Genomic DNA, 14,121 nt, shown 5'->3' with positions numbered 1-14,121 from the left:
TGGTTTCGAGCATTGGCCAAGAAGATTTCCCGTTCGGGGATAAAAGGTGAACAGGGCATCGCGCACATCCGCAAGGTCGTGGCCGCTATGGAATACCTGATCTACGAGACCGGCGGGGTGGAGGCCGGTATCGACGGCTCTATCGAAATCCGCGACCCGGAAACGGGCGAGGTGGCCAATCAGATCGTCCAATTCCAGAGCAAGGCCACCGGCAACCGCCTGCCCGGAGACTCCGAGGCGGGCTTCCACTGGCCCTGCGACGAGCGCGACATCGACTACTGGACGTTCGGCACCGCGCCCGTGGTGCTGATCGTGGTCGATCTGACCAAAGATCGCGCCTACTGGAAGGACGTGCGGACGTGGTTCGCCGATCCGCAGAACCGCGCCAGCCGCAAGGTGCAGTTCGACAAGACCGCCGACCTGTTCACCGCCGAGGCCGCGCGGGCACTGCGCGAGGTGGCCGCGACCGCGCGCCCCGGCAGCTACTATTCCGCGCCGCGCCGGAGCGAAGAGCTGACGACCAACCTGCTGCGCGTATCTGCTATGGCCACGACGCTGTACTGGGCTCCGACCGACGCGAAGAGCGTTGGTGAATTCTGGCGCAGGTTGAAGGAACGCGACCCCTATCCGCCGAGGGAGGCCATCCTGCGCGGAGGGGCGGTACTCTCGTTCCGCAATCTGGACGCTCCGCCGTGGCGCGAGGTCTGCGACACCGGCGCGATGGAAGAGTTCGACGTTTCGGAGTGGGCGCTGTCAGACGACCCGGACAGGGAACGGGACTTCGTGGACCTGCTGAATCGCGCCATGAAGCAGATGGTCAGCCGCGACATGCTCTACGACCGAGACCACTACGCGATGTACTTCCGCCCGAACCCCGGCAAGCGGGATCGCAAGATCACCTACTTCGCGGAAAAGAAGAACGCCGACCGCTTCGTGGCGAAGCAGTACAAGGGGTTCTGGCGGCACTCGGCGTTCAAGTGGCAATTCATCCGCATCGCGGACGACTGGTTCGTGCAGATTACGCCGACCTATCACTTCACCCGCGACGGCAGGGAGAAGGACGGCTACGGCGGCGAACACCTGTCGAAGATCAAGCGCATGGAATGGAACCCCGACGTGCGCGGGCAATTCGGCATGTGGCGCGCCTACCTGTGCGTCGACGAGCAGGAAGACATGTTCCGGCAACCGTACCCGTATCTGACGTTCGCGCCCGCCGACAAGCTAGTGGCGGACTTCGGCGTTCCCGACGACCTATGGAAGCCCGTGCGCGCCACCCCGGCAGATACGGAGGGGCTGCTGCTGTGATGAAGCTGTCCCACCTGCCGGAACCGGAATTGGAGTTCGGGCAGGCCCACCGCCACATCGACATCCGGTTCGGACTTATGGACTACGGCCCGCTCGACGCGGGACAGACCGGTGCGCCGACCGCCGTGCGGGTCGGCCTTATAGGCGACACGGAGACGGTGGAGGGGACGCAGGGCTGGTTCGCCCGCTGCGCCGCTGGCATCGAGGGCAAGGCCGACACGCGCCTGACCAACCTGTATCCGCCGTTCCCCGGCTGCACGGCTGACGGCCCCTTCCGCGTGGCGTTCACCTGCGACGAGCAGGACACCCGCACCATACCGGCGCGAGCGCTGCACAAGCTGAAGAACAGTAACCCGCTAAACCTTGCGGACCGTTACGCCGACCTGTTCGTCGCGGAGTTGCGAGCATTGGCCGAGGGCAACACTTGGCCGGACGTCGTGCTGATCGGCTTGCCGCTGGACGTGATAGCGGCAGTGAATGTGACCGACGACGACGACGAGGTGGTGGAAAGCGGGGCGGCACCTTCAGGCGTGGACTTTCGCGCGCGTCTCAAGATCGCGGCGATGGACTTCGGCCTGCCAATTCAGATCTTCTGGCCGACGCTGTACGACCCTACGATCAAGATTCCTCGGAAGACGAAAACTGACAGTTTCCGCGAGGTGCAGGAGGACGCCACCCGCGCGTGGAACCTGTTCACGGCGCTGTACTACAAGGCGGGCGGCCTGCCGTGGCGGCTGGCGCGGGACTCCCGGCAGATGCGATCCTGCTTCGTGGGCATCAGCTTCCACGAGTCGCACAGCGGCGAGTATCTGGACACCAGCACCGCTCAGATGTTCGACGAGCGCGGCGAAGGCATGATCCTGCGCGGCGGGCGGGCTGCCAAGCTGTCGGACGACCGGCGGCCCTACATGACCGAGGCCCACGCGCACGACCTGCTGTCTCGCTCGATGCAGCGATACTACGACCAGCACGCGCAGTATCCAGCGCGGGTGGTGCTGCACAAGACATCGCCCTTCCACCCCGAAGAGATGGCGGGCTTCGACGCTGCCGTGGAAGAATGCCGTATCGACAATCTGGACTGCATGGCGGTGGCCCCGTGCGCCTTCCGCCTGTTCCGCGACGGGCAGTTTCCGCCTCTGCGCGGCACACTGCTGCGCTTGGATCGCGACCGCGCCGTGCTCTACAGCCGGGGCGGCGTGGACTTCTTCAAGACCTACACCGGCATGTACATTCCCAAGCCGTTGATGATCCGCTCGCAGGCCCCCTCGCAACCTGTGACACACAACGCCGCCGAGATACTGGCCCTGAGCAAGATGAACTGGAACAACACGCAATTCGATAACCGCGACCCCATCACCATCGCGGCGTCGCGCAAGGTCGGCAAGATTCTCAAGTACGTGGGCGAGGACGACCGGGTGCAGACGCGCTACAGCTTTTTCATGTAGCCGGGTTGCAGCGGCGGAGCATCTGTAACCAAATCGCAACCCCGGCGCGACCGCTCACGTGGCCTCCTTCGCTGCAAGTAGTGGTACATCGTAGCGTTTACGCGATGTTGCGGTTGGAGCGGGTAACGGGAATCGAAGCCGTAACTAAAGCTTTGGAAGCTTGTGTCGTCAGAGAACCGGACACGTGGATTTCGCATTGGGTACATACTCGCGACGTCATCTCGTCAACTTTGGCCAACGGTCTTGTCCCGTGAATGTCTGTTTTGGAGATACGGATTAGAACTCTGGCGCCTGCAGCGAATGTCGGCTTTCCGCCCTCACACCCTGGCAGCTTCAAAACTATTAAGAGCGGCGCGCAGGTTGTCTATGATCTCCTCGGCGAGGATTTCGGGTTCGGGTAAGTTGTCCAGATCCGTCATCGAGGCATCGCGCAGCCAGAAGACATCGAGGCTTGCCTTGTCGCGAGAGAGAACTTCGTCGCGGTCAAAAGATCTCCAACGCCCGTCCGGGTTCTGTTCACTCCAGGTTGCCGCTCTTTCATGCCGGTTGTCCGGGTTATAGCATCGCACGAACTCTTCGAGGTGGGCATATGTCAGCGGGCGTTGCTTCAAGGTGTGATGCACGTTTGTCCGGTAGTCGTAGTACCAGATCTTCGATGTCTGCGGATCTGGGCTGGCGGCGCGGTTGTCGAAGAAGATCACGTTGGCCTTGACGCCTTGCGCATAGAAGATGCCGGTCGGCAGGCGCAGGATGGTGTGTAGATCAGTTGTCTGGATCAGCTGCCGCCGGATCGTCTCGCCAGCGCCACCTTCGAACAGCACGTTGTCCGGAACCACGATGGCGGCGCGGCCCGTGGTTTTCAGCATGGTACGGATGTGTTGGACGAAGTTCAGCTGCTTGTTCGACGTGGTGGCCCAGAAATCCTGACGGTTATAGGTCAGATCATCGGTTTCCTGTTCCCCCTCGGCGTTCGTAAAGCTCATGGAGCTTTTCTTGCCGAAGGGCGGATTGGCGAGGACGTAGTCGACCGTGTCGGACGACGGCGAAATCAGCGCATCGGCCGGGGAAATCAGGTTATCGCCAGTGATGTCGCCGATGCCGTGCAGAAACATGTTCATCAGGCATAGACGCCGCGTTCCAGCCACGATCTCATTTCCGAAGAACGTGCTATGTTTCAGGAAGTTCTTCTCGTCTCGGTCGAGAGCGTGGTGTGCGGGATCGGTCAGGAACTCCTGCGCGGCCAGGAAGAAGCCACCCGTGCCGCAGGCCGGGTCGGCGATCGTCTTGCCAGGTTCGGGTCGGACGCATTCGACCATTGTGCGGATCAGGGGGCGGGGAGTGAAGTACTGGCCCGCGCCGGATTTCTTGTCGGCCGCGTCCGCCTCCAAGATTTCCTCATACATGTCGCCCTTGAGGTCCGCGCCGAGGGTGACCCAGGTCACGCCGTCTACCATGTCGATCAGGCGGAACAGCTTGGCCGGGTCGGTGATCTTGTTCTGGGACTTAGTGAAGATCTGCCCCAGCATCCCGGGCAACAAGCCAAGCTCGCGCAGCAGGCGGACGTAATGCGCCTCCAGCTCAGCGCCGCGCCGGGCGGTCAGGGTGGGCCAGGCGAAGTTCTCTGGCACGCCGACGTCACGGTTATAGGGCGGCTTGCTGTACTCATCGGCCATCTTGAGGAAGATGAGGTAGGTTAGCTGTTCCAGGTAGTCGCCCGCGCCAACACCGTCATCGCGCAGGGTGTTGCGAAAGGACATGACGCGGCTGACGATGGCTGAGGTGTTCATGAGGCTTCTTCTTCTGCTGGCGGTCCATCCCAGACGTGTGCGGTCTCGGAATCAAAGAAGGTATAGTTGACGTCGTCCCCTCCGAGCTTCTTATATCTGGCCAGTTCCGCATCCAGGGACGCGACTTTGTCGTTACTCGGTTGGAAAACGCCGAAATAGACGTGTTTGGCTTTGGAGCCGAATATCGCGTGATAGACATGCGCGTCGTTAGAATCTGCGCTGTGTCCGAATACGAAGACGGAGCCGGTGGTCTCCTGCAGTGTACGATAGCAATGGCGGAGATACTCGACGGAGTTGATCTTCCGCAGCTTAGACTTCGAAGATCCTTCGGCGACGTAGAGCGGCAGGCGTCCTTTATCGGCGATTTCATGCGTAATATTAGCAATAACGCCATCACCATAGTTCAAAGCCTTGTAGACCTCGCCGATCTCATCTTGGAAAAGATGAAGTCCTCCGTGCAGGTTGAAGGTTCGGCAATAGGCTCCTTCTTTGAATGGCCCTTTGAACCGACCGTCTTCGACGTAGCTACCTAGGCCAAACCCATCGGTAAGAAGACTTTTTTCAAGGTTCACCCAATAGAGCAACAGATCGTAGTTCAGGGTGAAGACTTGGCCTTTCGAAAAATGCTTGAGGAAGGCGGCTGCGCTCTCGTATTGAAAATCGAGGTCTTCTCGATGTGCCGGGTGTGTCGCGTTGACCGCAGCGACCAGGGCTTCTCGGACAATCTGGGCGTCCCCAACCAGCTGGTCTGCATGGTCGGCATTGCCATACGCCCGTTCTACCACGGAGGCGTCTTCGAGAGCGCGGATGACAGCCTCGAAATCGACCGTGCCAAGCTGGTCGAATAATGCCTTGATCGGGCTATCATCTTTCAACTGGGTCTCTGCCAGAAGGTTAGTGTAGTTGAAGTATTGCGCCGAGAAGCCGTTGCCGATCAGGAGCGCCTTGTCGTCGCCCTCTGTCGCCTTAATGGCATCTTGAAAACTGACGACGTCAGGCATTGGTGGTCTTTCGTTTCTTAGCCTTTGGCGCGGCGGCGCGGGCGGCTTGGATGCGGGCGAGGAGGGTGGAGGCGGGTTCGTCGTTTGGGTCCTGGGGGACGAGTTTGCCGGAGAAGGCTTTTTTCAGGATGGATTGGCGTAGGGCGTCCGCGCGGGTGAGGGCGGCGTCGATCTCGGCCTCCATGGCGTCGGCGGCGGAGAGCTTTTCGTCGAGGATGCGGACGATTTCAGTTTGTTCGGCGGGGGAGCAGATTGGAAAGTGCAGCTCTTTCAACTGAGTGGTGTTGATCCTCGGCCTGCCAATTCCATGAACGAGGTCTTCGACCTGCCTAAAAACTTGAAGGCTTTGCAAGTAGTAAGCACTATACTCGATGCTGATTTCGTGGCCTGCAATGACGACCGCAAAACAGTCAGCCTTGTTTATGGCCAGAGGAATGCTGCTTGGAACGACACAGGAACGAACGGCTTCTGTGACGAAGGACGATACGACGATTGTTCCCGGGTAGACCGAATGCTTCTTGATTGTCTGATACTTGTCTTCAGAAACAAATGATCGCTTTCCTTCGAGGAATTCGCCGTGCCCGATGTTTTCTAGGCGAATTACGCGTACCCCTGAATCCGTATAATCGCTTGTCTTGAGATTCGAGCCGAATGGGCCATCCGAGACTGTGACGTTCAGGTTGCCAAGTCTGCTAGATCCCCATCCATCGGGAAAAGTCGGGCAAACCTCATCGGAAATGTGCTGGGGTTTCACGTCCGCCAACCGCTTCGGCTTCGCGGGCTTCTTCTCTTGCTCTCCGTTCGCGCGCCAGTCGGTGAGGGCGGTTTGCCAGGCGTCGAGGGCGGCCTTGTAGCGGGTGTCGCGTTCGGACTGGATGCGGGCGAGGAGGGTTTCGGGGGGCTCCAGCTTGTCTGTATTCCGCGCGCGCCAATCGGCGGTGAGGCGGCCCTCGAAGGCGGACTTCAGCAGGGATTTGCGATACAGCCCCAGCTTGACCCGCGCCGTCCTGAGGCTCTCGACGCCTGCGTCGATCTCCTCATACAGCGCCTCAATCTTCTCCACGATGCGGCGTTGTTCGTTGGTCGGACAAAGTGGCAATTCGATTGAGCCTAGCGTCTTTGCATTGACATTGCCCTGAAGCCCGCCTTTCTTAAGGCCGATTTGCTCCCAATAGCTCAAAGACTGGAAAAACCAGTAAAGATAGGTTGGCTCGATACCTGCGGCGGGGGAAACCTTTATAAGATATGATGCGAAGACAGCAGGTTCTGGAGTGTCTCGGATCAGGAAGCTCTTACCGACGGTGCCGCCAGTCCGTGCGAAAACCAGATCACCAGCAGATAAGAGAAACTGTTCGAGCTTGTCGTCTCCAATTTCGCAGCGCGGCACACCAGACCAGATCACGCGTCCATCTTGAATGTCTGTAATCCGTAAGAACTTCGGTCCGTCGGCCTCGGCATTAGAGCTTGCCGTGTATCCATAACGTAAAGGTTCTGAGAGCGCCGCAACTGATGTGGCGCACCAATCAGAGGGCAACTTCCTCATGCCGAAAGCGCCTCATTCATCTCAGCCATCACCGCATCCATCTCACCGCCGAACAGCGCATACATCTGCCCCATGCCGCCGTGGGTGTCGAAGGGTGCAAGCTCCAGGTCGTCGCGCTCGATGGTGAAGCTGGCGGTCAGGTGGTCGCGGATCATGCGCAGCCAGTCCATCTGCGCGTCAGAGAATTTCTCACCCTTGCCCGCATGGCGCTTCAGCACCCAATCCTGAAAGCTGCGCCGCACCCGGTCGGAATGGCGGGTCAAGGTCTGATCCAGCCCCGTCACCCGCCGGATCAGCGCCACCAGCGCGGTCAGATCGCTGGCCGGGTCGTCGCCCTTGTAATCGTCCAGATGCGCATAGGCGCGCCAGACGGTCAGCGGCGCGAGGTGGGGTTGGTCCTGCCTCAAGCGGGTCAGCACGTCCTTAAGCATGGACAGCGTCACCTCGGACCGCCGGGCAGGGGTGTTGAAATAGATGGTCAGCGCCTCGATCTCATCGCGGTTCTCGGTCAGGTAGGTCTCGAAGTCCTGCTGGATGGTCTTTGCATTCTCATCCGCGTCGCCCGCCCATTCCGCGCGCAGGAGAGTGTCCATGTTGTCATGGTCGATGGTCTGTTCCGTGTCGCGGCGGATCGTCTCCAGCGTGGTGATGAGCGGGCCGGTGAAGACATTGGCCGCTTGCCGCACCCGTTCGTCCCGCGCGGCGTTCATTGCGGCATCGTCCGGCTCCGCATGGCCTGCGGCCTTGGCATCGGCCTCCACCTTGTCAGGGTCGATGGCGTCGAACAGATCGCGCACGATAGCCGTTAGGGATTTGCCTGCGGCCTCTGTGATCTGCGCTTGCTCCTCCGCTCCTAGCTTGTGATCCAGCCGCGCCAGCCGGGCGGCCAGCGAGCTGACCGTCTCCTCCGACCGGTCGCCCATCATCAGCCCCATGGCGAGGTCCTTGAACGGGATCGACGGTTTGGTGTCGAGCGGTTGGCTGGCGGTCTTGAGCGATTTGGTGACGCCCACGGCATCGACGATCACGTAGTGTGTCTTGGCCTCAGCGGAGGGGGAGACCTTTCGCAGGTCATCGGGTTTCACGACCCGGGTGCCGCGCCCCTTCATCTGTTCGAAGTAGTTCTTGGATTTCACGTCCCGCATGAAGATCAGGCATTCCAGCGGCTTCACGTCCGTCCCGGTGGCTATCATGTCCACCGTGACGGCGATACGCGGGTCGTAGTTGTTTCGGAAGGCCGCGAGCGAGGACTTGGGGTTCTTCGCCCCGCCGGTTATCTTGCGGCAGAAGTCGTTGCCCTGGCCGAACTCCTGCCGGACGGTCTGGATGATGTCGTCCGCGTGGCTGTCGGTCTTGGCGAAGATCAGCGTCTTGGGCACCTCTTTGCGGCCCGGGAAGATGTCGGGCCAGTTTTTCTTGTAGGTGCGGATGACCGTGCGGATCTGGTCGGGGTTCACGACAGATCGGTCAAGCTGGGTGGCGGCGTAGGCCTGTTCATCCTCCTGGCTTTCCCAGCGTTTGGCCCGGGTGTCTCGCTCGCGTTTTTCGATCAGCTGCTTGGCCTTGAGGGTCTCACCGGCTTTGGTGATCTGCGTTTCGATCAGGTAGATCTCGTTGCCGACGTTAACCTTGTCCGCCACGGCCTTCTCGTGGGTGTATTCGCTGACGACGTTCTTTTGGAAGAAACCGAAGGTGCGATTGTCCGGGGTCGCGGTGAGGCCGATCTGGAAGGCATCGAAGTAGTCCAGGACCTGCCGCCAGAGCCCGTAGATGGAGCGGTGACATTCGTCGATGACGATGACGTCGAAGTACTCGGGTGGGAGCTTCGGGTTGTAAACGACTGGCAGGGGCTTTTTGCGGTAGTTGGGCGTCGCCGCGCCGCCTTCATCCTCTGCGCCCTCGGCCAGTTCCTCGCCCTTGAGCGTCGCATACATCCGTTGGATTGTTGAGATCACAACCTGGCTGTCGCCTGCGATGGAAGGGCTTGTCAGGCGCTGGACATTGTAGAGCTCGGTGAACTTCCGGTTGTCGTCGTTGGGCAAGAACGACATGAATTCCTGCTCAGCCTGCTCGCCCAGGTTTTTGGTATCGACCAGGAACAGGATGCGCTTGGCGCCTGCGTGTTTCAGAAGGCGGTAGACCTGGGTGATCGCGGTGAAGGTCTTGCCCGATCCAGTTGCCATCTGGACGAGAGCGCGGGGCTGGTTTGCCTTAAGTGAGGCCTGAAGGTTGGTGATCGCTGTGATCTGACAGGCCCGCAGACCGTCGGTCTTCAACTCTGGCAGGGCTGTGATCCCGGTGCGGAGAGATGCCGGGTTGGCGAGCCATGCTTTCAGAGTTTCAGGGCGATGGAAGGTGAAGACCTCCCGGGAGCGAGGGGCAGGATCTAGCCCGCTTGTGAAGCGCGTGATCTCTCCAGTTGCCTCGTAGAGAAACGGCAAGGGCGCACTGTTCTGGATCCATTTCAGCTTGGCGTTGGCGTACCCCTCAGACTGTTCTTCCACGGATGTTAGGCGCACACCCAGGTCGTCTTGCTTCGCCTCGACTACACCTGCGGCCTGGCGATCGACGAACAAGACGTAGTCCGCCGGACCGACGTCCGTCTGGTACTCCCGGACAGCCACACCGAGGCCTGCGGAGAAGTCGATCGCGCCCTTGTCCTGGACTTGCCAGCCCGCCGCGCGCAGGCGTTCATCGATGCGGTCTCGGGCAATCTGTTCTGGATCTTGGTTGAGGTCGTGGCTCAAGGAAAACTCACTAAGGTATTGCTTTTCCCCATCATGTCGCCTGCGCCTCAGGAGTGCAATCGGAAGTCGTTTAACAATACGCATCAGCAAGCGGGCCGATGAGGTTTAGGTGATCGTTTAACAAGTTCTCTCAGTCAGTCCTGATCTTAGAACCTAAAGCGTGGCGTCATTTTCTCATTTCGCCCGTGAAATTTATTTTCCGAAATTGAGAGGCAGCTCTTTCTCTAAGCAATTAATTTCGCAATGGGATTGTATAGCTCGGTTGATTTTAACCTGAAAAACAAGGCGACTGGGCATCCTCCCTAGCGCCAGTCGAAATTGCAGAGGCACGCATCGTTTTCACTCAGCTGAACCAAACCGGTAGAACAAAGTCCTACCAACGAGGTTCGAGCCATGTCCGAGAAGATCATATCCTATTCCGTTCGCCAGCCGCAGGAAGTTGCGGATCAGATAGATGCTATCGCCCGCAAGAACGGTTTCGGAACACGGGCAAAGTTCATGACATATGCCGCGCTCCACCACGACGGCGAAACAGACGATGTGATCGCGGCTGAACTGGCCCGGATCAGCTTCGCGCTGCATCAGCTCAACCGTGCAGAGACCGGTCGCGTCCACCTGCTGAAGCGGCGAGATATCCTTGCGATTGGTCGGGAAGCCCGAGCGGCTCTAAGATCTGTCATTGATCGGAATGCTTAATGAGAAGGTACACGACGTTTCATAATAAGGTATCCTCGATCTATGGTTACCTCGCAAAAGATGGTCAGATTTTATACGGCTCATTGCCAGTCCTGACTTGGCGACAGGCTCGCGGACTGCTGAGGCCATTCGAGCGTCCGGACGGCAATGGCGTCGTTCACATGACGCTCTCGATGCCGGCGGGTGCCGAACTGAGCCACTCAACTTGGGCGGATGTCGCGCGCTTTGTCCTGACGCGCAGTGGGCTCCCACCCGAAATGGTTCCCTGGACCTTGTGGGGTGGTGAAGACACCCGCTGTGACCACGTTCATATCGTATCTGCCCGTCAGACGTTTAGCGGTCGACCCCTCGAGATCGCCACGTCGGTTCGCTCGACGGACGCGCTCGAAAGGGACCTATGCCAGCGACTTGGGCTGCCCGAGCCACAATGGAGGCCAGATCCGAAACGGGTCCTATCGGCACACGTTACCAAGCGGTCTCAGCGGCATGCGGGTCAGGCGGCATGGCTGGCCTCAGATCTAAACGCCGTGATGAACACCGCGCGTCCCGCCACTATGATAGATCTGAACATGGCACTGAAGGCTCGGAGATCGCCGTGGCGGATTGAGCCGTCTCCTGATCGTCCAGGCTTTCTGGTTCCGTCCAACATCTTGACCGGACGGGGCGTGAACCCTCGAGACGCGGGTCACGCATTCGCATCGACCATGATTTTGCGGCGGCTCGTCCTGGCGGCCCGCCTGCGATTGGCGGGTATAGCGCTCCTGTTTCGGCGTGCCGCCGACCTCTTTCGACAAAATCCAAACCTCATGAACCTCGATAAAGGACCTGACCTTGACCGAAATGCTCGACAACCACACTCTCACTCATCGCAAACTCGACCTGACGCGGCAGGACGTGCGGACGCTTCACCCGCTCCTGCAGCTCCTCGATCCCGAGCAGACGGACGTCACAATGGAGTTCGCCGAGCGCCTGATCGGTTTGTTGATCCGCAACGAGGAGGCGATGGAACAGCAGACAAAAGCCTTTCAAGAGCTGACCCTAGAGATGTCCCAGCTCCGTCGCGAGATGGAGCAGATGAAGCAATCGATCGCCTTCCTTTTGGGCGACCCCGAACGCGATACGACTGGGTGATGCGGTTACATGCCGTGGCTCGTAGTTGTGGAGTCCGTGTGCGTCACCGCCACGTCCATCGGGGAACCGCCCTCATGGTATCGGTTTCAGACGGCGAAAGACTGATTATTGACATGACTGAAGCGTGTCTCATCGAGGACGGTGCCAACCGGTCACGGCCCCTGTCCGAACTGATCGAGGTATTTTGTTCGTCCACGGGATGTGCTCGGCAAGGTGTTCATCTCGAGGGCGATGATCATAGTCCGCGAGTTCCAGGGGACCTATGACTAGAAAATCCGCGGGAGTAGATTAATGGCTTCCACCTTCAGCTGCATCGGAGACTCATCGCGGTAGACATCCCTGTTCGTATTTTCCTTTTCGTCATCAACGTGGCCTACCAAATCAAGTCGCACCGGTGCCTTCAGGTGCTTGTCGAAAAGGAACGCGTTGTTCACGTAATGGCGCAACGAGTGCATGACCAAGCCCCGTGGATTTCCATCCAATGTCTTCTCGAGGCTGTTCCGCCACATATCATCAATCGACTCGCCAAATTTTTCGACCATCATGGCTGGATCAGGAGCGAGCGCTCTTTTCGAATCTTTTCGCGGCTTGGGTACGACATCAGGAAAGAGAAGAGGACTCCGCCCCCGCTTTTGCTTCTCCGAAAACTCGAGAAACCCAAGTTCGATGAGGTGTGGATGCACTGGAACCACCCTGGTCTTCTTTTTCGTGGGATCAGTTTCGCCGGGCTCTTCACCCTTGATGCCGCGGTATTCGTTTGCCTGAATAACAATGCAATCGTGCCCGTCTCGCTTTTGGATATCTGAGGCGAGGAGACCGGCGATTTCGGCGCGCCGCGCGCCAGTGTATGCTAAGACCAAGGGAATCCAGTATCGACAGTCCTTCGTGATGACATCGCCAGGAAAATGCCGACGGCCTTTGCTTTTAGCACCTTGCCACAGAGTGTGATCGAAAACCTTCTGAAGCTCCGGGAACCTGAACGCGGGGCGACGATTGTGCTTTTTGCCCGCGCCTTTCAGCTTGGGCTTGATTTTCTTGATGCTCAGGTTTTGATCGACCTGATGGCCTTCGGACTCAGCTCTTTCCAAAAGCAGTTCGATCGTCTTGGTGTGCCTTTTGCGTGTCGTTCCGCTCAGTGCCTTGGTTGGCTTCGACGAATGTCTGGCTTCGTATCTGATCTCCTCGAAAGTTTTCTTGGCATCATGTTCGGACCGCAAGAAGTTAGACGGGAACTCGGCAAGAGCGTCGCGGAAACTGGACAGGTGGTGCTGACGAATTTGGTCAACGCGCTGAAGGCCAGTAACCAAGCAAAACAATCGAACACCAGTCACTCGCTGGTCGATAGTCTGGTTGGTAAAGCCGTCTACAAGAGCCATACGCCAGAAAACGCTGGAAATATCAGCCCCGTCCGGTCTGGGCGCACCCTCCTTGGCGATGTGTTCGGCTTGGGTCAGCTGTACCCGGAGTTTTTCGACGGTGATGGGACCCTCAATCTCTGCAACGCCTTCGGTTAAGGGTGGGCTAGGCTGAAACGCCGATGCGGTTTCCTCATCTTCCGTGCCGGGAACCGCAAGGGTGTCGAGGGGCGGAGGCGATGCGTTTTGTACCGGTGGATGAGTGACAACCATCGGATGCGGTTCAGGATGCCGCGTTTCCACCGGGTGAAAGAGTCCCTGTGAAGAAGTTAGCTCTTTTGCGCGGTCTTCGAAAACCTTTGCCCGGATACTCTGACCTTCGTGTTCCGCGCCGAGGGCTGCAAGTCGTGCATGTAGATGGGCTTCGATAACCTGGTATTCGTGCTCGGAAGATCTCGGTTTCAATCTCGTGAGAGCCTCGAACTCTCCTAGGATGGCCTTGCGCGACCCGGAATCCCGAAGGACGGCAACCTCCCTTGCGTAGAGGTCGACCGCGGCCTTCACTTCGTGGGAAGACCAGGTCGCATCAAGATGCGACGGTGGAAGGGCATCGCCAAGACCGTCGGTCAGTAGGCTGGTCAAAACGACACGTTGGATTGGAACGGCCATAGCCAGGGTGGCTTTCCGCTCCGACATCCGTTCCATCCGGGATTGCCGACGCAAGGTATCCAAAGCCTGCTTCAGTCGCGCATCAAAGTAATGCGCGATCAGCTCTTCGGGGAGCGGGTCGATGACGAAAAGAAAGGCGTCCAGCATGGCTTCGAACTCTGTAATCAGCGTTCGGGACCACGTATGCGCCGTTTTTTCATCTGTCGTCCCCAGGGCGATACGCACAGGACGGATAGATGTGGATAACCCCGGAACGCGCCGCCGAAAATGATAGTGGCGGCCCTGACGATAGAGGTAGGTTTGGGATCGCATGATGCCCTCCGGAAGAGGGACACCGATGGCCTGACCTGTTCACTCGAAGTGCGCGCGTTGTGACATCTGTGTGTCAGCAGAGCGCAGAAACCTCAAAAGGCGTTCGGAGCTAAATCCGAAAATCACGCGT

The 14,121-nt window shown here is 59.0% G+C and carries 9 protein-coding genes; 4 read left to right on the top strand and 5 right to left on the bottom strand.

Translation table 11 applies throughout. The annotated features are described in order from the left end of the window. Positions 1-12 precede the first annotated feature (12 nt). Positions 13-1,305: a DUF4365 domain-containing protein gene (locus tag MWU52_RS05340; protein WP_246950111.1), complete on the top strand. Its 1,293-nt coding sequence runs from the start codon at positions 13-15 to the stop codon at positions 1,303-1,305. Beyond that, positions 1,305-2,750: a hypothetical protein gene (locus MWU52_RS05335; RefSeq protein ID WP_246950110.1), complete on the top strand. Its 1,446-nt coding sequence runs from the start codon at positions 1,305-1,307 to the stop codon at positions 2,748-2,750. Before MWU52_RS05340 ends, MWU52_RS05335 begins: the two co-directional genes overlap by 1 nt. Before the next feature lie 317 nt (positions 2,751-3,067). Here the strand turns inward: MWU52_RS05335 and MWU52_RS05330 are convergent, their stop codons facing one another. Genes MWU52_RS05330 through MWU52_RS05315 form a run of 4 tightly spaced genes read right to left on the bottom strand, consistent with a single transcriptional unit; the run spans position 3,068 to position 9,828 of the window. After that, positions 3,068-4,537, bottom strand: a complete 1,470-nt coding sequence (locus tag MWU52_RS05330) for a class I SAM-dependent DNA methyltransferase (RefSeq protein ID WP_246950109.1) — start codon at positions 4,535-4,537, stop codon at positions 3,068-3,070. Next, positions 4,534-5,538 (bottom strand): DUF4917 family protein, encoded by a 1,005-nt coding sequence (locus MWU52_RS05325; RefSeq protein WP_246950107.1) that lies wholly within the window; start codon positions 5,536-5,538, stop codon positions 4,534-4,536. Before MWU52_RS05325 ends, MWU52_RS05330 begins: the two co-directional genes overlap by 4 nt. Further along, positions 5,531-7,081 (bottom strand): restriction endonuclease subunit S, encoded by a 1,551-nt coding sequence (locus MWU52_RS05320; RefSeq protein WP_246950105.1) that lies wholly within the window; start codon positions 7,079-7,081, stop codon positions 5,531-5,533. Before MWU52_RS05320 ends, MWU52_RS05325 begins: the two co-directional genes overlap by 8 nt. Beyond that, on the bottom strand, positions 7,078-9,828 hold the full coding sequence (locus MWU52_RS05315) for a DEAD/DEAH box helicase family protein (protein ID WP_246950103.1): 2,751 nt from the start codon (positions 9,826-9,828) through the stop codon (positions 7,078-7,080). Before MWU52_RS05315 ends, MWU52_RS05320 begins: the two co-directional genes overlap by 4 nt. Before the next feature lie 393 nt (positions 9,829-10,221). Here MWU52_RS05315 and MWU52_RS05310 point away from each other — a divergent pair, with 393 nt between their 5' ends. Beyond that, the gene (locus MWU52_RS05310) at positions 10,222-10,524 is read left to right on the top strand and encodes a hypothetical protein (protein WP_246950101.1); all 303 of its coding nucleotides are present in this window, start codon (positions 10,222-10,224) and stop codon (positions 10,522-10,524) included. Between the two features lie 840 nt (positions 10,525-11,364). Then, positions 11,365-11,655, top strand: coding sequence for a hypothetical protein (locus MWU52_RS05305; protein WP_246950099.1), 291 nt, complete (start codon positions 11,365-11,367; stop codon positions 11,653-11,655). Between the two features lie 266 nt (positions 11,656-11,921). Here MWU52_RS05305 and MWU52_RS05300 read toward each other — a convergent pair whose 3' ends face one another. Next, positions 11,922-13,991: a hypothetical protein gene (locus MWU52_RS05300; RefSeq protein ID WP_246950097.1), complete on the bottom strand. Its 2,070-nt coding sequence runs from the start codon at positions 13,989-13,991 to the stop codon at positions 11,922-11,924. Between the last annotated feature and the right edge of the window lie 130 nt (positions 13,992-14,121).

This window comes from Jannaschia sp. S6380 (genome assembly GCF_023015695.1).
Lineage (GTDB): Bacteria > Pseudomonadota > Alphaproteobacteria > Rhodobacterales > Rhodobacteraceae > Jannaschia.
Note: the sequence above shows the minus strand (reverse complement) of the source record. Positions and strands in the feature narration are given on the sequence as shown.

What these genes read in the sequence shown, in the direction of transcription:
- MWU52_RS05335 (WP_246950110.1), top strand. Translation starts at nt 1,305, where the DNA reads ATGAAGCTGTCCCACCTGCCGGAACCGGAATTGGAGTTCGGGCAGGCC.
- MWU52_RS05330 (WP_246950109.1), bottom strand. Translation starts at nt 4,537, where the DNA reads ATGAACACCTCAGCCATCGTCAGCCGCGTCATGTCCTTTCGCAACACC.
- MWU52_RS05325 (WP_246950107.1), bottom strand. Translation starts at nt 5,538, where the DNA reads ATGCCTGACGTCGTCAGTTTTCAAGATGCCATTAAGGCGACAGAGGGC.
- MWU52_RS05320 (WP_246950105.1), bottom strand. Translation starts at nt 7,081, where the DNA reads ATGAGGAAGTTGCCCTCTGATTGGTGCGCCACATCAGTTGCGGCGCTC.
- MWU52_RS05310 (WP_246950101.1), top strand. Translation starts at nt 10,222, where the DNA reads ATGTCCGAGAAGATCATATCCTATTCCGTTCGCCAGCCGCAGGAAGTT.
- MWU52_RS05305 (WP_246950099.1), top strand. Translation starts at nt 11,365, where the DNA reads ATGCTCGACAACCACACTCTCACTCATCGCAAACTCGACCTGACGCGG.
- MWU52_RS05300 (WP_246950097.1), bottom strand. Translation starts at nt 13,991, where the DNA reads ATGCGATCCCAAACCTACCTCTATCGTCAGGGCCGCCACTATCATTTT.